Genomic DNA, 17,950 nt, shown 5'->3' on the forward strand with positions numbered 1-17,950 from the left:
CCTGTTCCGCTCACGTAGAGGGAACAGGCTCCAGCGTTGCCAAGGATTAAGGCGCCGCTTGAGCCTGAGGTCGAACTCACCAAAGGACTATAACAATGGCTCTCAGTAAAGAAGTGCCGGAGTTTGACATCGACGATGAAGTTCTCCTTATGGAGAGCAGTATCGATATGGATTCGATGTCGAATAATGAGGGGGCAACTCCACCTTCCGTTCGCGCCAAATCCAAAAGCTCCGCTTCACTTAAGCAACACAAGTACATTGATTACACGCGTGCCCTCGATGCAACGCAGTTGTACCTCAATGAAATCGGCTTTTCTCCATTGCTCTCTCCCGAAGAGGAAGTGCACTTTGCGCGTTTGTCGCAGAGTGGCGACCCCGCCGGGCGCAAGCGCATGATTGAAAGTAACTTGCGACTGGTGGTGAAAATTGCCCGGCGCTATGTCAATCGTGGATTGTCGCTGCTGGACCTGATTGAAGAGGGCAACCTCGGCCTGATCCGGGCAGTGGAGAAGTTCGACCCGGAACGCGGCTTCCGCTTTTCGACCTACGCCACCTGGTGGATTCGCCAGACCATCGAACGGGCGATCATGAATCAAACCCGGACCATTCGGTTGCCGATTCATGTGGTCAAAGAGCTTAACGTCTACTTGCGCGCCGCCCGTGAGTTGACGCAAAAACTCGATCATGAACCCTCTCCCGAAGAAATCGCCAACCTGCTGGAGAAGCCGGTGGCTGAAGTCAAACGCATGCTCGGTCTGAATGAGCGGGTTTCTTCGGTTGATGTCTCGCTGGGACCGGATTCGGATAAAACCCTGCTGGACACCTTGACTGACGATCGTCCAACGGATCCTTGTGAACTGTTGCAGGACGATGATCTGTCGCAAAGCATCGATCAATGGCTGTCCGAATTGACTGAAAAGCAGCGTGAAGTGGTGGTTCGCCGCTTTGGCCTGCGAGGTCATGAGAGCAGCACTCTTGAAGATGTTGGCCTGGAGATTGGCCTGACCCGTGAGCGGGTTCGACAAATCCAGGTTGAAGGCCTCAAGCGCCTGCGAGAGATCCTTGAGAAGAATGGGTTGTCCAGTGAGTCTCTATTTCAGTAGCTTCTGGAACTGACTCGCAAGAGCCCCGATCTGTTCGGGGCTTTTTATTGCGTGATTATTTTGGCTCTGAGTTCTGGGATTCTGGTCAGGGTTGGGATTACTCTTCACTGGCGTGTAAGCAATAGATTACGTTTCCGTAAGTGTTCGGTTCTCGATTGCTTCAGACTTGCCTGAAATGGTTTAAGTGATTTTTTATATTGTTGATTTATAAGTATTTTTTAAGTCTTTCTGTTTGTGTTCGACAAGTTTTCCGGGGAATAGTGCGATTGCTCTTACCAGGGAATTCTCTAATATCAGCCCTGTGTCGACGGATAGACACAGCCATCAAGGACGATGGTCAGGACATCGCAGGAAGCGATTCATCAGGATGATGAAAAGGAACACAGGGACTAGGGAAAAATGTGGGCGGGTCATACCGCCCCTTTTTTTTGCCTGTCGAAAAAGTCCCGAGGACAAGAGCCCTATTCCCAGAAATGCAAAAAGGCCCGCAAGGGGCCTTTTCAGGAACGCGGGGGCAATCAGCGTTCGAGGTCTTTGATCTTGCCTTTGACGCCATCCCACTCTGCGGCATCCGGCAACGATTCTTTCTTTTCAGTGATGTTCGGCCAGATCTCTGCCAGCTCGACGTTCAGCTGAATGAACTCCTGCATCTCCTCCGGGACTTCATCCTCGGAGAAAATGGCTACAGCCGGGCATTCAGGCTCGCACAGCGCGCAGTCAATGCACTCATCCGGGTGAATCACCAGGAAGTTCGGCCCTTCGTAAAAGCAGTCCACCGGACAGACTTCTACGCAGTCGGTGTACTTGCACTTGATGCAGTTGTCGGTGACGACGAAGGTCATTTCTAATTCTCTCCTCAGGCGGCGGCAGCGGAGCCCCTACATGACGGGGTCGCCAGGTTTGGGAGCGATAGTCTGCGAACCAGGCTAATAGTCCGCAGCATCCCAAACCGCGCGAGATTCTAACAGCTTGAAGGCGTTCGCGTTAGATGCGTGTCTTCAATGTATAGAGCATTTCCAGTGCCCGGCGTGGCGTCAGGTCATCCAGATCCAGTTTGGCCAGTTCCTCGAGGACTGGGTGCGGCAGGCTGGCAAACAGGTCGCTTTGCTGCGGAACCGAGGCTTTGCCTGGCGCGGGTCGTGGCGTTTCGTGGGGCAGGCTGGTGGTCTCCAGGCGGCTCAAATGTTCACGGGCTCGCCCGATGACAGCGCTGGGAACCCCCGCCAGCTGGGCTACCGCCAGGCCATAGCTCTGGCTGGCAGGGCCGGGCAATACATGGTGCAGGAAGACGATGCGCTCGTTGTGCTCAGTGGCATTGAGGTGCACGTTGGCCACCAGCGGCTCGCTTTCCGGCAGTACGGTCAGTTCAAAATAGTGGGTGGCGAACAGGGTGTAGGCCCGCAGATGGGCGAGACGTTCTGCCGCAGCCCAGGCCAGGGAAAGTCCGTCGAAAGTACTGGTGCCGCGGCCCACTTCGTCCATCAGCACCAGGCTGCGTTCAGTGGCGTTGTGCAGGATGTTCGCGGTTTCACTCATTTCCACCATGAAGGTCGAGCGACCGCCGGCCAGGTCGTCGCTAGAGCCGATCCGAGTAAAGATCCGATCCACCAGGGACAGCTCGCAGCTCGCCGCCGGGACAAAACTGCCGATATGGGCCAGCAGTACGATCAGCGCAGTCTGGCGCATGTAGGTGGATTTACCGCCCATGTTAGGACCGGTGATCACCAGCATCCGGGTGTTGTCGTCCAGATTCAGGTCGTTGGCCACAAAAGGTGTGGTCAATACTTGCTCCACCACCGGGTGACGGCCCTGGGTGATGCGCATGCAAGGCTCGCTGACAAAACGCGGGCAATTGAGGTCCAGGTTCAGCGCGCGTTCGGCCAGATTGCTCAGCACGTCCAGTTCCGCCAGGGCACCGGCGGTATCCTGCAGCGGCGGCAGATGGCTGATCAGGGTTTCCAGCAGCGCATCGTAGAGCATCTTTTCCCGGGCCAGGGCGCGGCTCTTGGCCGACAGCGCCTTGTCTTCAAACTCCTTGAGTTCCGGAGTGATGAAGCGCTCGGCGCCCTTCAGGGTCTGGCGACGAATGTAATCCGCAGGTGCCTGCTCGGCCTGTTTGCTCGGCAGCTCGATGAAGTAGCCATGAATGCGGTTATAGCCGACTTTGAGGTTGGCCAGACCGGTACGGGCTTTTTCCCGGGCTTCCAGATCGATCAGGAATTGCCCGGCGTTCTCGCTCAAGGATTGCAGTTCGTCGAGCTCGGCGTCGTAGCCGGTCTTGAGCACGCCGCCGTCGCGGATCACCGCCGGCGGGTTGTCGATGATCGCTTTGGCCAGCAGCGCGGCCAGTTCCGGGTAGGTGCTGGTGGTGACTGCCAGTTGCTTGAGGTGCTCTGCCTCCAGTTCGGTCATCGCCTCTTGCAGCTCTGGCAACGCTGCCAGGGCATCACGCAGGCGAGCCAGGTCCCGAGGACGGGCATTGCGCAAGCCGATTCGCGCGAGAATCCGCTCGATATCGCCGATTTCCTTCAACTGCGGCTGCAGCCGTTCGAAACGGTAGCCGTCCAGCAGGCAGGTGATCGAGGACTGACGCGCCTGCAAGACCTTGAGATCCCGTAGCGGGCGGTTCAGCCAGCGGGTCAGCAGGCGGCTGCCCATGGCGGTCTGGCAGCGATCGACTACCGATTGCAGGGTGTTGTCGCGTCCACCGGCCAGGTTGGTGTCCAGCTCCAGGTTGCGGCGACTGGCACCGTCCAGCACCACCGTGTCGTCCAGGCGTTCGTGCCGCAGGCTGCGCAAGTGGGGCAGGGCGGTGCGCTGGGTTTCCTTGGCGTAGCTCAACAGACATCCGGCGGCGCCGATGGCCAGGGTCAGGGTCTCGCAACCAAAGCCCTTGAGGTCTTGGGTCGAGAATTGCTGGCAGAGGCTCTTGTGGGCCGAGTCGCGCTCGAAGTCCCAGGGGGCGCGACGTCGAACACCCCGGCGCTTTTCCGCCGGCAGGCCTTGTGGCCAGTCATCAGGGATCAGCAGCTCCACTGGATTGATGCGTTCCAGCTCCGCCAGCAAGTTTTCCCAACCCTTGATTTCCAGGACGCTGAAATTGCCGCTGGTGATGTCCAGCACCGCCAGGCCGAACAAGCGCTCATCGCCCAGCACGGCCGCGATCAGGTTGTCGCGGCGTTCGTCCAGCAGGGCTTCGTCGCTGACGGTGCCCGGGGTAATGATGCGCACCACCTGACGTTCCACGGGGCCTTTGCTGGTGGCCGGATCACCCACTTGCTCGCAGATGACCACCGACTCGCCGAGCTTCACCAGCTTGGCCAGGTAACCTTCGGCGGCGTGGTAGGGAATGCCACACATGGGAATTGCCTGTCCCGCCGACTGTCCGCGTGCCGTCAGGGTGATGTCCAGCAGCTTGGCGGCCTTCTTCGCGTCTTCATAGAAGATCTCGTAGAAGTCGCCCATGCGGTAGAACATCAACTGATCAGGGTGCTGGTTCTTGAGGCGCCAGTACTGCTGCATCATCGGCGTGTGGGAGGACAGATCGGAGGTATTTTTACTCATTGGTATTTAGGCGGATTCGTTGAATGGGTGAAGCAAAGGAGCGCTGGGCCCGGCTTTTTGCAGATGGCGGCAAGGTTACCATGGGTGCCCTGGCCTCGCAGACACCAAGGCACTACTGCGTTTGTCCGGTAAATGCAGCACAAATATGCAAAACAGCATTTGTCATGGGCTAAAAGTTCGAGCACTATGCGTTCTATGCAAATACGCAATGTTTCTACCGTCTTAAGAGAGCTGCTGGATCGTGATGGAATCTCCCCCACGGAGCTTCACCGTCGGACTGGTGTGCCTCAATCCACCCTCTCGCGGATTCTCAGCGGGAAGATCGTCGATCCTTCGGATAAACACATCTCGCGGATCGCTGAATACTTCCAGGTGAGCACCGACCAATTGCGCGGGCGCGTGGATATCGCGCCTGCCCGGGTTGCTGCGCCCCGCGACGAGATTCATTCGGAACTCAAGGACATAAGCCTGTGGGACGACGATACCCCTGTCGATGACGACGAGGTGTCGGTTCCTTTTCTGCGTGAGGTTGAATTGGCTGCTGGATCAGGAAGATTCGTCATCGAGGAGAGCGAGCGCGCCAGCCTGCGCTTCGGCAAGCGCAGCCTGCGGCACAACGGCGTACAGTTCGACCAGGCAAAGTGCGTCACGGTGCGGGGCAACAGTATGTTGCCGGTGCTGCGCGATGGCGCCACGGTCGGGGTCAATGCTGGCAAGTGCGCCATCGGCGATATCGTCGATGGCGACCTGTATGCGATAAACCACAATGGCCAACTGCGAGTGAAGCAGCTGTATCGCTTGCCTACCGGGATTCGCCTGCGCAGCTTCAACCGCGATGAGCATCCGGATGAGGACTACAGCTTCCAGGAAATCCAGGAGGAGCAGATCAGCATCCTCGGTCACGTCTTCTGGTGGGGCATGTACGCCCGCTAAGCCATCACTGTCAGACAAAGCCCGCCACTGAGCGGGCTTTTTTTCGCCCTCGAAAAATCCCCCCCCGCCCTGCATCTATGCGGCTCTCATGCATTTGCGCAATTCTAATGCATAAATAAATGCATTTACGCATTGACTGCATATGCACGAATGCATATTATCCGTCTCAAGCCGTTCAACAACGGCTGCAACGACGCTCTTTAGTGGCAAAGCAAAGGCAGCGATGAACCGGCCTCGACGGTTCAGAGGGTTGGCAACTGACCCGGGTGTGCAGCGTAAAGCACCAGAAGCAGTTATCCGGCGGACAGGGTCGCGGTCGGAGGAACAATTTGAATGGGTCCGTACCGCACCAGTCGTGCCGAAAGACCAAGGTTTGCATTACTGAAAAGCCCGGGCGACCGGGCTTTTTGGAATGCCTGCCTAACGTGGGCCACCAACAGACAGGGACCCCTTGAAACATCGTTATCAGCCTTCTATCAACTGGCCATCTCGCTGGCCTCAATCCGCACGGGAGACGTGAATGACAAACGAGCAACAAGCGTTGCTGGACATGCCGATCTGGCTGGTCATCGTCCTGGCGCTGGTCGGTGGCGTTTCCGGCGAAATGTGGCGCGCCGACAAGGAGGGCGCTCGTGGCTGGTCGCTGCTGCGGCGCCTGGCGCTGCGCTCCGGAGCCTGCGTGGTCTGCGGGGTCTCGGCAATCATGCTGCTGTATGCCGCCGGCGTCTCGATCTGGACCGCCTGCGCCTTCGGCTGCCTGACCGCCATGGCCGGCGCCGACGTCGCCATCGGCCTTTATGAGCGCTGGGCGGCCAAGCGCATCGGGGTTTGCGAACCGCCTTCACGGGATTCGAACTCGGATCGGCCTTGAGCCCCGATCGGCTTCGGCCCTCAACAAGGTCCACCGGCCCAGGCCCCTGTGACTAGGCTGCCTCGCTCTTATTCTGGAACTAGACAATGAACGAACTGACCCAGCTAAAAGACGCCATCACGTCCACGATCAAGCTGGCGATGCCCCATCTGCAGACGGTTGAGGCATTCCCCAAGGCGTTTGAAGGCGCCACTGAGCCGGCGCTCTACTTTGCCGTCACCGGCCTGGACCAGGCAGCCGACCCGGGTGACGGTCGCTGCTGCATGCGGGCCACTTTGGAGGCCCGGGTACGGGTTGACCCCGAGCTTGCACAGGCCCCTTTGCAGGCGGCCATTCTGGCGGCTCAGTTAATCGAGCTGCTGCGTTGTCAGCAGTGGGATCTGGACTTTGTCGAAGGCGCGACGGCCGTGTGGGCCAAGCCTGTTGGTACGGCTGCAGAGTCGGTTTACCGGGCCGAGTGGATCGTGCAGTGGCAGCAGCTTATCTACCTGGGTCAGGAGCAATGGCCCTGGCCGAATCAACCACCGGGCACGCTGGTGTTGGGTTTCAGTCCCGACACTGGCTCCGGTCATGAGGGCGGCTACCAGTCGCCGGAGCACATGGCGTGAGTTACGTGTCTGCAACCCACGACCGCATGATTGCCGGCCTGATCCTGCCTTGCAGCGTGGTCGGCGTGGACCTGGCTGCCGGCCTGGTGCGGGTGTCCGATGGCGCCGGCTGGACCAGCGCCTGGGTGCGCTGGCACAGCCAGGCCGCCGGCAAGGCCCGGCACTGGCGGGCGCCGAGCCTGGGGGAGCAGGGCGTGCTGATCAGCCCCAGCGGCGAGCCGGCCCAGGGCACCTTCGTTCCCGGCCTGTATGGCAACGCCGGTCCCCAGCCGGACAACCGCGACCACGTCGAAGTCTGGCGTTTCGAGGATGGCGGCTCGCTGGTCTATGACTGGCAGGCCAAGAGCTACAGCATCAGCCTGCCCAGCGGCACGGTGACCATTCAGGTCGGCGGCAGCTCGGCGGTGGTGACCGACAGCGCCCTGACCGGCAAGGCCGACAGTATCACCCTGACCGGAGCGATCACCTTGAATGGCGATGTGCACATCAACGGTGGGAGCTTGAAGCACAACGGGGTCAACGTCGGTTCGACCCATACCCATCTGGGTGTGATGCCGGGGCCCGGTTCAACTGCAACGCCGCAGTGACCCATGCGGGTCGTGGCCCTCACGACTCAGCGCTCACGTCTCACCTATCACCGAACACCCCATCAACCCGCCCCGAGCGGTTTTTTTGTACCCGGAGATACCTATGGCCACCCCTAAGAAAACTCCCGGTCGCCCTGTGGGCGCCGGCACTGTGGTGTTTCGCGACACCCTTTACACCTCGCGCAATTTGATCCTGCCGGATGGCCGCCAGTTGCGGGTTGCCCAGGGACAGGTGTCGGTAAAGGCCGGCGACCTTGTCGCCCTGGACTACCTGAACGCCCACCCGGATCTGCAAGCGCAGGAGTGACACGATGATCGGAATGGATCGCCGTACCGGCCTGTCGCTGTCCGGCATCGAGCATGTGCGGCAGTCCATCGAGGACATTCTGACCACGCCGCTGGGCAGTCGGCGGATGCGCCCGGAGTACGGCAGCAACCTGCGCCGCTACGTCGACTTGCCGGTAACCGGCGGGTGGAAAAGTGCGGTGCAGGCCGAAGTGGCCCGAGCGCTGTTGCGCTGGGAGCCCCGGCTGAAGCTGGAACGGGTAAGAGTGGTTGCGGTGGTGGGTGGTCAGATCAGCTTTCAACTGACCGGCCAGTACCTGGGTGATAGCGCGGTTTTGGAGGTGACGGCATGAGTACGTTGGACTTGTCGGCGCTGCCGGCGCCGCAGGTGCTTGAGGCCCTGGATTTTGAGGACTTGTACCAAGGCAAGCTGGCCACCTTTCGCCGGCATATGGGCGATAACTGGACGGCCAACCTGGAAAGCGATCCGGTGAGCAAACTGCTGGAGCTATCGGCCTACGGCGATATGCAATTGCGGGCCCGGGTCAACGATGCAGCCAAGGCGCTGCTGCTGGCTCATGCCAAGGGCACGGACCTGGATCACCTGGCGGCCAACGTCAAACTGCAGCGCCTGGTGATCCTGCAGGGTGACCCGCAGGCGGTGCCGCCGGTGGAGGAGGTCAAGGAAGCCGACGACGCTCTGCGCGAGCGCGTGCAATTGGCCTATGAAGGACTGACCACGGCCGGCCCGCGCAACAGCTACATCCTGCATGCCCGTAACGCTTCTGCGCTGGTAGCAGACGCCGAGGCCGAAAGCCCGGCACCGGCCCGGGTGACGGTCACGGTGCTGAGCCTGGAGGGAAATGGCGCGGCCAGTCCTGACTTGCTGGCGACCGTTGCCGCAGCCCTCAATGATGAAGACGTGCGACCGCTCGGCGACCGGGTCACGGTCCAGAGTGCCCAAGTCTTGCCGTATCGCATCGACGCGGTGCTGCACATGAAGGGCTCCGGCCCGGAAGGTGACGCTGCCCTGGCAGAAGCCGAGCGCAAGCTGGCTGCCTGGGTCAACCCACGCCGGCGCCTGGGCATCGAGGTGGCCCGTTCGGCCATTGATGCGCAGTTGCATGTGGCCGGCGTGGCTCGGGTCGATCTGGCGGGTTGGCAAGACATCACCCCGACCAAGGCTCAAGCGGCGTATTGCACTGGTTACAGCGTCACGCTGGGGAGCTGAGATGACCAGCCTATTGCCGATCAATAGCACGCCGCTGGAGCGCGCCCTCGAGGCGGCCAGCGCGGGCGATACCGCCATCATGCTGCGCACCCTGTACAACCCGTCCACCTGCCCGGTGCATCTGCTACCGCAGTTGGCCTGGGCCTGGTCGGTGGATCGCTGGGACCCGCGCTGGTCCGAGACGGTCAAGCGCAACGCCATTCGTGCCTCGTACTTCATCCACGCTCGCAAAGGCACCATCGGTGCACTGCGCCGGGTGGTGGAACCGCTGGGCTACCTGATCGAAGTGGTCGAATGGTGGCAGACGGTCCCTGAAGGCGAACCGGCCACCTTTGCCCTGAAAGTCGGCGTTCTGGACACCGGTATCACTGAGGAAATGTACCAGGAGCTGACCCGGCTGATCGACGACGCCAGGCCCGTCAGCCGGCACATGACTGGCCTGGCCATCAGCCTGGAAAGCTCCGGAGTGATTGGTCTTGGCGCCTATGAATATCAGGGCGAAGACATCGACGTTTACCCCCCGACACCCCGCGATATCGAAGTGACCGGCCGTTATGGCCAGGTCATGTGTATTGATGAAACAGACACCCTGGATGTGTACTCATGATTGATTCCAACAGTCAGTTCTTTGCCATTCTCACGGCGGTGGGCGAGGCGAAACAGGCCAACGCCACGGCCCTGGGCACGCCCTGGACCTTCAAGGAAATGGCGGTCGGCGATGCCAACGGCACCGACCCCATCCCGAACCGGGCCCAGACCAAGCTGATCAACGAATGGCGTCGCGCCCCGGTCAACCAGGTGCGCACCGACCCGGCCAACCCCAACATCATCATCACCGAACAAGTGATCCCGCCTGATGTTGGCGGTCGCTGGATTCGTGAGATCGGCCTGTTCGATGCCGACGGTGACCTAGTGGCGGTAGCCAACTGCGCCCCAAGCTTCAAGCCCCTGCTGGCCCAAGGCACCGGCAAGACCCAAGTCATCCGCATGAACTTCATCGTCGCTAATACCGCGCAGATCGTGTTGAAGATTGATCCGGCGGTGGTGCTTGCTACCCGCCAGTATGTGGACGACTCCCTGGCTGCTGCACTTCCGGCGGATAAGGTGGCTGGTACTTATCGGCAAGTCACGATCGATAAACGAGGCCTAGTTGTTAGTGGTATCAACCCCACAACTCTGTCTGGTTATGGGATTGCTGATGGGGCAACAAAGGCAGAGCTGACTAGCGCAGTCAGCAAGCTCCTTCCCATAACGGGTGGACGGTTGAATGGCTCAATATTACTGTCGAGTGAAGGTAGCGACTCTCCGGAGTTCGGTTGGGTGACGCCCAGCAGCGAAGCCCGCATGGATCTTCTGAATGACAATGTGAGGATTTTTGCAAATTATGGCGGGGAAACAATAACGCCGCTTCTTTTGAGCCTTGCCAACAAGTCCGCAACCGTCTTTGGCAACTTGCTATGGGACGCCGCCAATTTTGACCCGACACGCAAAGCAGACAAGGCGACCACCCTTGCGGGATACGGCATCACCGATGCATTGCCGGCCAACCGTTTTATCTACTCTCCAAATGCCCCTAAACCAACTGACGGTTCGGTTGGTACGCTTTGGCTGCAATACGAGGAACCATAATGAACTTCCACGTAAAGCTGGATGGAGGTTACCGACCTGGTGTTATGCCTTATGTAAAGCTTGCAGATGGCTGGCGAGAAGGGGCAGAGCTGTTCATCAAAACCGAAAGTGGGTGGCGCACGGTCTGGCGTCGAACCGTTGTGTTTATCAACACAGTAGAACGAGCAGGTGCGAGCATTTTTGACCTCATGGGCAAGCCGACCAAGGCGCGACGTTATCTCTTTATCAACCGGGCAATGATTTATGGCGGTGGTACGGGGTTTTCATTGAGAACGGGAGTCTTTCCACCAGGCTCCACGCTAAAAATCGTCAATGAACACTACATCCGTGGTGCGGGTGGCGCGGGGGCTTATCCCGCTCGGCCCTTGCCAGGCGCTACAGCTGTTGTTCTTGATTTTCCTGCAACGCTCGATAACCGCAATGGCTACATTTTCGGTGGCGGAGGTGGAGGCGGGGATGCCTACTGGCCCAACGTACTGCATACCGGAGGTGGCGGTGGCGCGGGACGTCCTGGCGGCGCAGGTGGCGGAATGTATCAAGTTTCTACTTACGGCTATGGCTACCCAGCGGCAGGCAGTTTGGATGCTGGTGGCGCTGGGGGCTGGTATACAGCCGGATGGAACGGTGGCGCAGGCGGCGCTCCTGGTAGCCCCGGTGCAGCGTCGACCAATGCACCTGGTGCTGGTGGCTATTCGATTGAGAAAAATGGCAACAACTTGATCTTTGAAGGGGGCAACAGCCCTGATCGAGTAAAGGGGAATATCTTGTGAGTGGATTTAAAGTTCTCTCTGTGTCGGCTACCGCTGGCACCATGCTTGTCGACTGGGGAAATGTGACGTTAAACCACTACATCCCCCAAGAAATCTTAACTAACCCTGACATCGACTCGGTGGCATTGGCAAAAGTCATCGAAGGTATGCGGCCGGCACCAGCTGTCACGTTGCCGCTGCCTGATGCGCTCCACGCTATGGTTGAACCTTTCAACCAGGGTGAGGATGAACGAATCTGGCGAGCTGCCGAGTTGGCGGCCGTTACATGGCTGCGCGACCGCCATCGAGATCAGCTTGAAATCAAAGTGCCTACTGCCCTTTCGGACAATCAGTACAACGAGCTGCTTGTGTACATGCAATCCCTACGCGACTGGCCGCAATCCCCGGACTTTCCACAGATTGAACATCGCCCGGTGGCGCCGCCCTGGATCGCCGAACAAACCCAATAAACGCCCCGCACCGCCGGGGCGTTTTCTTTCCCGCTTTCCCTTAACTCAACATCCCTTACAGCCCCCTTCATCCGGGGCTTTTTCATGTCTGGAGTTTATCCATGAGTGGTTTTTTCCACGGCGTTACCGTTACTAACGTCGACACCGGCACGCGCACTATTTCGCTGCCGTCGTCTTCGATCATCGGCCTGGTGGACACCTTCACCGAAGGCCCGACCGCTGCTGCCAAAGTCAATGACCTGCTGCTGATCACCAACGAGCGTGAGGCCATTGCGGCCTGGGGCCCGGATGCGGCCATCACCAAGGCCTGTCAGGCCATCTATCAGCGGGCCAAGGCGGTGATCGTCGCTTGTGGCGTGGCCAAGATGACTGATGCGGCCGAGCAGACTTCGGCGATCATCGGCGGGGTGCTGGCCGACGGTAAGCGTACCGGTCTGCAGGCGCTGCTGGACGGCAAGAGCCGTTTCAACGCCCAGCCACGTCTGCTGGTCACCCCCAAGCACAGTTCGACCCTGGCCATCGGCACCGCCCTGGTGGCCCTGGCGGACAAGCTGCGTGGCCTGGCCATTCTCGATGGTCCCAATACCACCGACGAAGCGGCCATGGCCTACGCCAAGAATTTCGGCGCCAAGCGCGCCTATATGGTCGATCCGGGTGTTCAGCACTGGGACAACGGTGCCAATGCCACCGTCGATGCGCCGGCCTCGGCCTGGGTTGCCGGTCTGTTTGCCTGGACCGACAACGAGTACGGCTTCTGGGCCTCGCCGTCGAACAAGGAGTTCGTCGGCATCACCGGCACCAAGCGGCCGATCGAGTTCCTCGACGGCGATGAAACCTGCCGCGCCAACCTGCTGAACAACGCCAACATCACCACCATCATTCGGGATGCGGGCTTCCGCCTGTGGGGCAACCGCACGCTGTCCAGCGATCCGAAATGGGCCTTCGTCACCCGGGTGCGGACCATGGACATCGTCATGGACGCCATCCTCTTCGGCCACAAATGGGCCGTGGACCGCTCGATCACCGCGACCTACGTCAAGGACGTCACCGAGGGCCTGCAAGCGTTCATGCGTGATCTGAAGAACCAGGGCGCGATCATCAATTTCGAGGTCTACGCCGACACCGAGCTCAACACCGCCAGCCAGCTGGAGCAGGGCAAGGTGTACTGGAACATCCGCTTCACCGACGTACCGCCCGCCGAAAACCCCAACTTCCGGGTCGAGGTCACCAACCAGTGGTTGACCGAAGTCCTCGACCAAGCCGCTTAAGGAGCCGCAGTAATGGCAATGATTCCCGAAACCCTGGCGAACATGAACCTGTTCGTCGATGGCATCAGCTTTCAAGGCGACGTGCCGAGCCTGACCCTGCCCAAGTTGACCCTCAAGACCGAGGAACACCGCGTCGGTGGCATGGATGTGCCGGTGGAACTGGACATGGGCATGGAGAAACAAGAGGCCGGCTTCACCACCACCGGCGTGCGCCGCGAGTCGCTGAAGATGTTCGGCCTGGCCGATGGCAGCGGCTTCAACGGTGTGTTCCGTGGCGCCTTCAAGGGCCTCAAGGGCAAGGTCACCCCGGTGATCGTCACCCTGCGCGGCCTGCTCAAGGAGGTCGACATGGGCGACTGGAAGTCCGGCGACAAGGCCGAGATCAAGCACAACGTGGCCCTGACCTACTACAAGCTGGAAGTCGACGGTCGCCTGATCTACGAGATTGATGCCCTGGGCATGAAGCGTGTGATTAACGGCGTCGACCAGCTCGCCGCTCAACGTTCGGCCCTGGGCCTGTAAGGAAGACACCTCATGTCTCAAGCAATCGACAAGACCCCGGCCTGGATGACCCTGAGCAGCGACAGCGTGGTGGTGGCGCTGAGCAAGCCGGTGGAGATGAACGGTGTGGTCTGCGACCGGCTCACCCTGCGAGCGCCGACGGTGCGTGATGTGCGCGCCGCCAGTGCGGCCGGCGTTGGTGACGATGAACAGCGCGAGCTGATGCTGTTTGCCAGCCTCGCGCAAATCAGTACCAAGGACCTGGAGAGCATGGCACTCAAGGACTATCAACGCCTGCAGGCCGGCTATTTTCGCCTGGTGCAAGACGACGAGCTTTGATCCGGCGGTGATGAAGGTGGCGGCGAAACGGCTCGCTCGCGAGCTGCATTTCGCCGCTGAGGAAATCATGACCATGAGGTTTTCCGACATGGTCTGGTGGCTCACGGATTGAGCCCGTCACCCAAGGATCAGGAGAAGCACATGGCGAACAAACTGGTATCGGGGCTGGTGGTAGTGGGTACTGCCCTCAGTTCGACCTGGGACGCCGCCTTCAAGACGGTGGAAGACCGGATCAAGCAGCTGGAGCGGCAGGGCAGCAAGGCCAGGGTGCTGGAAAAGACCATCGGCCAGACCCTGCGCCTGCAGGATGAATGGAAAAAGGCCCATGACACCGGCGCCGCTTCCGCGGCCGGGCTGTTGCGCCGGTTGGAGGAGAGCCGGGATGGGCTGCGCCGGCAGGGGATTCAGGTGCACAAGCTGCGCCAGGAATATCAAGCGCTGGGCAATGTAGCGCGGGGCTCGGCGCTTCAGGCCCGAGGACTGCAGCAGGTTGCCCAGGGCAAGGCCGACTTCAAGGTGGCTTATGACTGGGCAAAGTTTGGCGTCGATAAGCTCCGCGCCCCGGTCAAGATCAGTGCTGATTATCAAGCGCTGATCCGCGACATGGCGATCAAGGCCAATGTGGTCAACCAGCCTCAGGAAGCGCAGCTGAGCCGCACGGTGATTCAGACCTCCCGTGACACGGGCATGGCCCGTAACGATGTGGCGGCTCTGGTGAGCCAGATGATGGCCAGCGGCATGTCGCTGGACAAGGCACAAGGCTACACAGGGTTGGCCGCCAAGTTTGCGGTGGGGCAGGGCGCGAGTGTCGACGACACCGCGAAGCTGATGCGGGCCCTGGAGCTGAAGGCCGGGATCAGCGATCCCAAGTTCATGGAGCAGGCTCTTGAGGCCATCGCCCTGCAGGGGCAGGCCGGCAATTTCGAGGCGGCCGACATGGCGCGCTTGCTCCCGGCGCTGCTCAAGAGCGCGAGCGCGGAAGGACTCACCGGCATGGAGGCGGTGAGTCAGCTGGGGTCCATGCTGCAAGTGCAGATGAACACTGCGGGCAGTGCTGATCAGGCCGCTGGCCAATTGCAGAACTGGATCGAGAAAATCGGCTCCAGTGAGGCGGTCAAGGCTTATGAAGACGCTGGCATTGATTATCAGGCTTCGCTGAACACCGGTATCCAGAAGGGCATGTCGAGCCTGGAGGCGAGCTTTGCCCTGGCCATGCGTTACGTCAGGGCCATCGACCCGGCCAAGGCGGCGAAGATGGCCGAGGCCCAGGCGAAGATCAGCCAGGAAACCGACCCGGCCAAGGCCAAGGCCATGCTTGAGGCTCTGGAAGAGTCCCTGCGTACCGGTGACCTGTTTACCGATATGCAGATCAAGGCGGCCTTGCTGGCCCAGACCCAGGGCCGGCAGCAGTATGAGCAAGTGAAGAAGGACTCGTTGAGCGCCTCTGGCGTTCTCGCCAGGAACCTCGCGGAGCGTCGAGAAGCCTCCAAGCAGTTGTGGGCTGAAGCAGGTCAAGCCATCGATGAAGGCCAGCGGGTCGTGGGGCAGGCCCTGCAACCGGTGACGGATCTGGTGGCCAAAAGCATCACCGTGGTGGTCGGCAAGCTGAGCGAACTGGCGGAGCACAACCCATCGTTGGTGCAGGGTGTGGTTGCCCTGGGCGCTGCTTATGTCGCGGTGAAAAAGCTCATGGCCGTCTACACCATGGGCAAGGGCCTGATCAATGTCTTGCGTGGTGGGTTGAAGGTTGACCCCAACGTTGTCCAGCGCGTGTTTGTCACCAATGCGCTGGGAATGGGCGCGGGTGATTTCGACGTAGACGGTGGTAGGAACAAGAAGGGCAACAAAGGCGGCAATGGCCCCGGTGGCGCAAGACCCAAGCGTGGCGTGCTCGGTCGCATTGTCCAGACACTGAAAAATGTATTCAGCCCTGGCAATTTGAGTCGCCTTGCCAATGCTGGGATGAGAGTCGCCCAGGTTGTCGGAAGCGGCTTGAAGTCTCTGTGGAGTAACGGCAAGAAGTTATTCAAGCGGGGTGGTGCCCTGTCGATACTGGATGCCGGTCTGCAGATCGCAGACACCTATCAGAATGCCAAGACCCGCGATGAGAAGGCCGAAGGCTATGGCGGTGCGCTCGGAGGTTTAGCAGGCACATTGGCCGGGGCCAAAGCGGGGGTTGTTGCCGGGGCTGCCATTGGCTCTGTCGTGCCAGGCCTTGGAACAGCCATTGGCGGCGCCATAGGTTCCGTCATCGGTGGCGCTCTTGGTTACTGGGGCGGTGGAGCCTTGGGCTCCTATGCTGGCAAGGCGATGTTCGGCTCCGACGACTCGCTCAAGAGAATGCCTGCAGCCGGTCCGCTGATGATGCGCAACGCCGGGCAGAACATCCCGCCGGTAATGGGCGATATCGCCAAGTCCTTCCAGCCGGGGCAGACACCTCCGCTGATGGGGCAGGCCGTGCGTTCGATGGCCAGCCCGTCGCCGTCGGCATCGACCTCTTCGCTGCTCAAACCGGCGGAGCCGTTCACATCGGCGACGCCACCTTCGATCGAACAGCAGTTCAGCTTCGCGCCTTACCTGTCGATCTCGGTGCAGGGCGATGTCAGAGATCCGGCGCAACTGGCCCGGGAGCTGGAACCCTATCTGCGCTTTCAGTTCGACGAATACAGCCGTCAGGCGGCAGGTCGTCAGTTGTTCGACGCGGCACACGTTTAAGGAGGCGGCATGGCCTATATGGAACAGCTGCAATCGGGGCTCACGTCCCTGGTGGCGGCAGCGGAGGCGGGGCGGCGCAGCGCCGATGAAATGCTGGGGCCCATGAACGGCGCTATCAGCGACATCACCGGCGCCGCCTCGGAGCTGGAAAATCTGCCCTGGGTCGGCCCGGTGCTGGGCGCCAAGCTGCAGCGCACGATGCGCAGCATCGGCGCGGCGCAGTCGGCGGTGGGTGAAGTCGCGGCCAAATACAGCCAGGCCGTGACCGTGGCGGGGCAGATGCAGCAGCGTCTTGGCGCCTTGCAGGAACAGGTGGCCAAGGCCGGCGCGGCGATCAACCGCATCGGCGGGCAGATCAGCCCTGCCCTGGGCAATATCTTCCCTTCCGGCGCGCTGGCGCCTCAGGACACCCCGGCGGCGGAGGCGGTGAAACCCTTCCCGCACCTGCTGATTCTGCAGCCCCTGGGGACCGCGGCCGAGCCGTTCTACTTCAACCTCGATACCGCGGCCTTCGATGAGTTGCGCCGGCAAACCGGCTTTCGCTGGGCGGCCCAGGAGCGCCTGAGCCGCAGCATTGCGCAGCAGGCGGTGGGGCAGGGCGACGACAAGATCTCCCTCAAGGGCGCGATCTTTCCCGGGTTCAAGGGTGGGTTGGGGCAGTTGCAGGCGTTGCGCAGCATTGGCCGGCGCTTGCAGCCCCTGAGCCTGACCACGGGTTACGGCGAAGTGCTGGGCACCTGGTGCCTCACCAGCATCGACGAGGAACAGAGCCACCTGCTGGCGGGCGGCATTCCCCGCAAACAAGGGTTTTCACTGGAGTTTGTGAGCTATGGCAACGACCTGCAGAACCTCTGACGGTGATCTGCTCGACACCCTGTGTCATCGCTACTACGGGCACCTCAATGGCAGCGTCGAGGCGGTGCTGGACGCCAACCAGGGCCTGGCCGATGAGCCACAACCCTTTCGGGCCGGGGTACTGATCCTGCTACCGGAGCTGCCGATTCGCACAGAAGCGATGGTTCAGCTATGGGACTGACCTTGCCTCCACTCAACAGACCCCGCTGCGTGCGGGGTCTTCATTTTCTGGAGCACAGGCC

20 protein-coding genes are annotated in these 17,950 nt (G+C 60.6%); 18 read left to right on the forward strand and 2 right to left on the reverse strand.

The genetic code is table 11. The features are described 5' to 3' along the window. Positions 1 to 95: 95 nt before the first annotated feature. Positions 96 to 1,103, forward strand: a complete 1,008-nt coding sequence (gene rpoS, locus PFZ56_RS11865) for an RNA polymerase sigma factor RpoS (RefSeq protein WP_016964675.1) — start codon at positions 96 to 98, stop codon at positions 1,101 to 1,103. Positions 1,104 to 1,621: 518 nt separating this feature from the next. Here the strand turns inward: rpoS and fdxA are convergent. Together fdxA and mutS are read right to left on the reverse strand one after the other, a co-directional pair. Continuing rightward, positions 1,622 to 1,945, reverse strand: coding sequence for a ferredoxin FdxA (fdxA, locus tag PFZ56_RS11870; protein WP_102861392.1), 324 nt, complete (start codon positions 1,943 to 1,945; stop codon positions 1,622 to 1,624). A gap of 142 nt (positions 1,946 to 2,087) precedes the next feature. Continuing rightward, positions 2,088 to 4,667 (reverse strand): DNA mismatch repair protein MutS, encoded by a 2,580-nt coding sequence (gene mutS / locus PFZ56_RS11875; protein ID WP_102861393.1) that lies wholly within the window; start codon positions 4,665 to 4,667, stop codon positions 2,088 to 2,090. 186 nt (positions 4,668 to 4,853) lie between these two features. Here mutS and PFZ56_RS11880 point away from each other — a divergent pair, with 186 nt between their 5' ends. From PFZ56_RS11880 to PFZ56_RS11960, 17 genes are all read left to right on the forward strand, one after another. Next, complete coding sequence (locus PFZ56_RS11880) at positions 4,854 to 5,600, forward strand: XRE family transcriptional regulator (protein WP_102861394.1); 747 nt, start codon at positions 4,854 to 4,856, stop codon at positions 5,598 to 5,600. 520 nt (positions 5,601 to 6,120) lie between these two features. After that, the gene (locus PFZ56_RS11885; protein WP_110596488.1) at positions 6,121 to 6,471 is read left to right on the forward strand and encodes a phage holin family protein; all 351 of its coding nucleotides are present in this window, start codon (positions 6,121 to 6,123) and stop codon (positions 6,469 to 6,471) included. A gap of 86 nt (positions 6,472 to 6,557) precedes the next feature. Beyond that, a complete protein-coding gene (locus PFZ56_RS11890) occupies positions 6,558 to 7,079 on the forward strand; it encodes a hypothetical protein (protein ID WP_170001071.1) in 522 nt (173 codons plus the stop codon). Beyond that, positions 7,076 to 7,666: a phage baseplate assembly protein V gene (locus tag PFZ56_RS11895; RefSeq protein ID WP_170001070.1), complete on the forward strand. Its 591-nt coding sequence runs from the start codon at positions 7,076 to 7,078 to the stop codon at positions 7,664 to 7,666. The genes PFZ56_RS11890 and PFZ56_RS11895 overlap by 4 nt, the downstream gene beginning before the upstream one ends. A 103-nt stretch (positions 7,667 to 7,769) precedes the next feature. Then, positions 7,770 to 7,973, forward strand: a complete 204-nt coding sequence (locus PFZ56_RS11900) for a hypothetical protein (RefSeq protein WP_102861398.1) — start codon at positions 7,770 to 7,772, stop codon at positions 7,971 to 7,973. A gap of 4 nt (positions 7,974 to 7,977) precedes the next feature. After that, complete coding sequence (locus tag PFZ56_RS11905) at positions 7,978 to 8,304, forward strand: GPW/gp25 family protein (RefSeq protein WP_102861399.1); 327 nt, start codon at positions 7,978 to 7,980, stop codon at positions 8,302 to 8,304. Further along, positions 8,301 to 9,182, forward strand: a complete 882-nt coding sequence (locus tag PFZ56_RS11910; RefSeq protein ID WP_170001069.1) for a baseplate J/gp47 family protein — start codon at positions 8,301 to 8,303, stop codon at positions 9,180 to 9,182. The genes PFZ56_RS11905 and PFZ56_RS11910 overlap by 4 nt, the downstream gene beginning before the upstream one ends. Before the next feature lies 1 nt (position 9,183). Further along, the gene (locus PFZ56_RS11915) at positions 9,184 to 9,789 is read left to right on the forward strand and encodes a phage tail protein I (protein ID WP_102878569.1); all 606 of its coding nucleotides are present in this window, start codon (positions 9,184 to 9,186) and stop codon (positions 9,787 to 9,789) included. Further along, on the forward strand, positions 9,786 to 10,811 hold the full coding sequence (locus PFZ56_RS11920) for a phage tail protein (protein ID WP_102878570.1): 1,026 nt from the start codon (positions 9,786 to 9,788) through the stop codon (positions 10,809 to 10,811). The genes PFZ56_RS11915 and PFZ56_RS11920 overlap by 4 nt, the downstream gene beginning before the upstream one ends. Continuing rightward, positions 10,811 to 11,581 carry a hypothetical protein gene (locus tag PFZ56_RS11925; RefSeq protein WP_146036617.1) on the forward strand — a complete coding sequence of 257 codons (771 nt, stop codon included), beginning with the start codon at positions 10,811 to 10,813 and terminating at the stop codon, positions 11,579 to 11,581. Before PFZ56_RS11920 ends, PFZ56_RS11925 begins: the two co-directional genes overlap by 1 nt. Then, positions 11,578 to 12,030 carry a phage tail assembly chaperone gene (locus tag PFZ56_RS11930; RefSeq protein ID WP_258010200.1) on the forward strand — a complete coding sequence of 151 codons (453 nt, stop codon included), beginning with the start codon at positions 11,578 to 11,580 and terminating at the stop codon, positions 12,028 to 12,030. Before PFZ56_RS11925 ends, PFZ56_RS11930 begins: the two co-directional genes overlap by 4 nt. Positions 12,031 to 12,131: 101 nt before the next feature. Beyond that, entirely contained in the window at positions 12,132 to 13,298 is a 1,167-nt protein-coding gene (locus PFZ56_RS11935) for a phage tail sheath family protein (RefSeq protein ID WP_102878571.1), read from the forward strand. A 12-nt stretch (positions 13,299 to 13,310) separates the two neighbouring features. Next, positions 13,311 to 13,820: a phage major tail tube protein gene (locus PFZ56_RS11940; RefSeq protein ID WP_016965333.1), complete on the forward strand. Its 510-nt coding sequence runs from the start codon at positions 13,311 to 13,313 to the stop codon at positions 13,818 to 13,820. A gap of 12 nt (positions 13,821 to 13,832) precedes the next feature. Then, the gene (locus PFZ56_RS11945) at positions 13,833 to 14,138 is read left to right on the forward strand and encodes a phage tail assembly protein (RefSeq protein WP_110596493.1); all 306 of its coding nucleotides are present in this window, start codon (positions 13,833 to 13,835) and stop codon (positions 14,136 to 14,138) included. Positions 14,139 to 14,279: 141 nt separating this feature from the next. After that, positions 14,280 to 16,853, forward strand: a complete 2,574-nt coding sequence (locus tag PFZ56_RS11950) for a phage tail tape measure protein (RefSeq protein ID WP_170001068.1) — start codon at positions 14,280 to 14,282, stop codon at positions 16,851 to 16,853. Between the two features lie 9 nt (positions 16,854 to 16,862). After that, positions 16,863 to 17,708, forward strand: coding sequence for a phage tail protein (locus PFZ56_RS11955; RefSeq protein ID WP_170001067.1), 846 nt, complete (start codon positions 16,863 to 16,865; stop codon positions 17,706 to 17,708). After that, complete coding sequence (locus PFZ56_RS11960; protein ID WP_047302087.1) at positions 17,683 to 17,889, forward strand: tail protein X; 207 nt, start codon at positions 17,683 to 17,685, stop codon at positions 17,887 to 17,889. Before PFZ56_RS11955 ends, PFZ56_RS11960 begins: the two co-directional genes overlap by 26 nt. The last annotated feature ends 61 nt before the right edge of the window (positions 17,890 to 17,950 follow it).

It is taken from the genome of Pseudomonas danubii (genome assembly GCF_042980055.1).
Lineage (GTDB): Bacteria > Pseudomonadota > Gammaproteobacteria > Pseudomonadales > Pseudomonadaceae > Aquipseudomonas > Aquipseudomonas danubii.

Coding starts and splice junctions, on each gene's coding strand:
- rpoS (WP_016964675.1), top strand. CDS start 96: ATGGCTCTCAGTAAAGAAGTGCCGGAGTTTGACATCGACGATGAAGTT.
- fdxA (WP_102861392.1), bottom strand. CDS start 1,945: ATGACCTTCGTCGTCACCGACAACTGCATCAAGTGCAAGTACACCGAC.
- mutS (WP_102861393.1), bottom strand. CDS start 4,667: ATGAGTAAAAATACCTCCGATCTGTCCTCCCACACGCCGATGATGCAG.
- PFZ56_RS11880 (WP_102861394.1), top strand. CDS start 4,854: ATGCGTTCTATGCAAATACGCAATGTTTCTACCGTCTTAAGAGAGCTG.
- PFZ56_RS11885 (WP_110596488.1), top strand. CDS start 6,121: ATGACAAACGAGCAACAAGCGTTGCTGGACATGCCGATCTGGCTGGTC.
- PFZ56_RS11890 (WP_170001071.1), top strand. CDS start 6,558: ATGAACGAACTGACCCAGCTAAAAGACGCCATCACGTCCACGATCAAG.
- PFZ56_RS11900 (WP_102861398.1), top strand. CDS start 7,770: ATGGCCACCCCTAAGAAAACTCCCGGTCGCCCTGTGGGCGCCGGCACT.
- PFZ56_RS11905 (WP_102861399.1), top strand. CDS start 7,978: ATGATCGGAATGGATCGCCGTACCGGCCTGTCGCTGTCCGGCATCGAG.
- PFZ56_RS11910 (WP_170001069.1), top strand. CDS start 8,301: ATGAGTACGTTGGACTTGTCGGCGCTGCCGGCGCCGCAGGTGCTTGAG.
- PFZ56_RS11915 (WP_102878569.1), top strand. CDS start 9,184: ATGACCAGCCTATTGCCGATCAATAGCACGCCGCTGGAGCGCGCCCTC.
- PFZ56_RS11920 (WP_102878570.1), top strand. CDS start 9,786: ATGATTGATTCCAACAGTCAGTTCTTTGCCATTCTCACGGCGGTGGGC.
- PFZ56_RS11925 (WP_146036617.1), top strand. CDS start 10,811: ATGAACTTCCACGTAAAGCTGGATGGAGGTTACCGACCTGGTGTTATG.
- PFZ56_RS11935 (WP_102878571.1), top strand. CDS start 12,132: ATGAGTGGTTTTTTCCACGGCGTTACCGTTACTAACGTCGACACCGGC.
- PFZ56_RS11940 (WP_016965333.1), top strand. CDS start 13,311: ATGGCAATGATTCCCGAAACCCTGGCGAACATGAACCTGTTCGTCGAT.
- PFZ56_RS11945 (WP_110596493.1), top strand. CDS start 13,833: ATGTCTCAAGCAATCGACAAGACCCCGGCCTGGATGACCCTGAGCAGC.
- PFZ56_RS11950 (WP_170001068.1), top strand. CDS start 14,280: ATGGCGAACAAACTGGTATCGGGGCTGGTGGTAGTGGGTACTGCCCTC.
- PFZ56_RS11955 (WP_170001067.1), top strand. CDS start 16,863: ATGGCCTATATGGAACAGCTGCAATCGGGGCTCACGTCCCTGGTGGCG.
- PFZ56_RS11960 (WP_047302087.1), top strand. CDS start 17,683: ATGGCAACGACCTGCAGAACCTCTGACGGTGATCTGCTCGACACCCTG.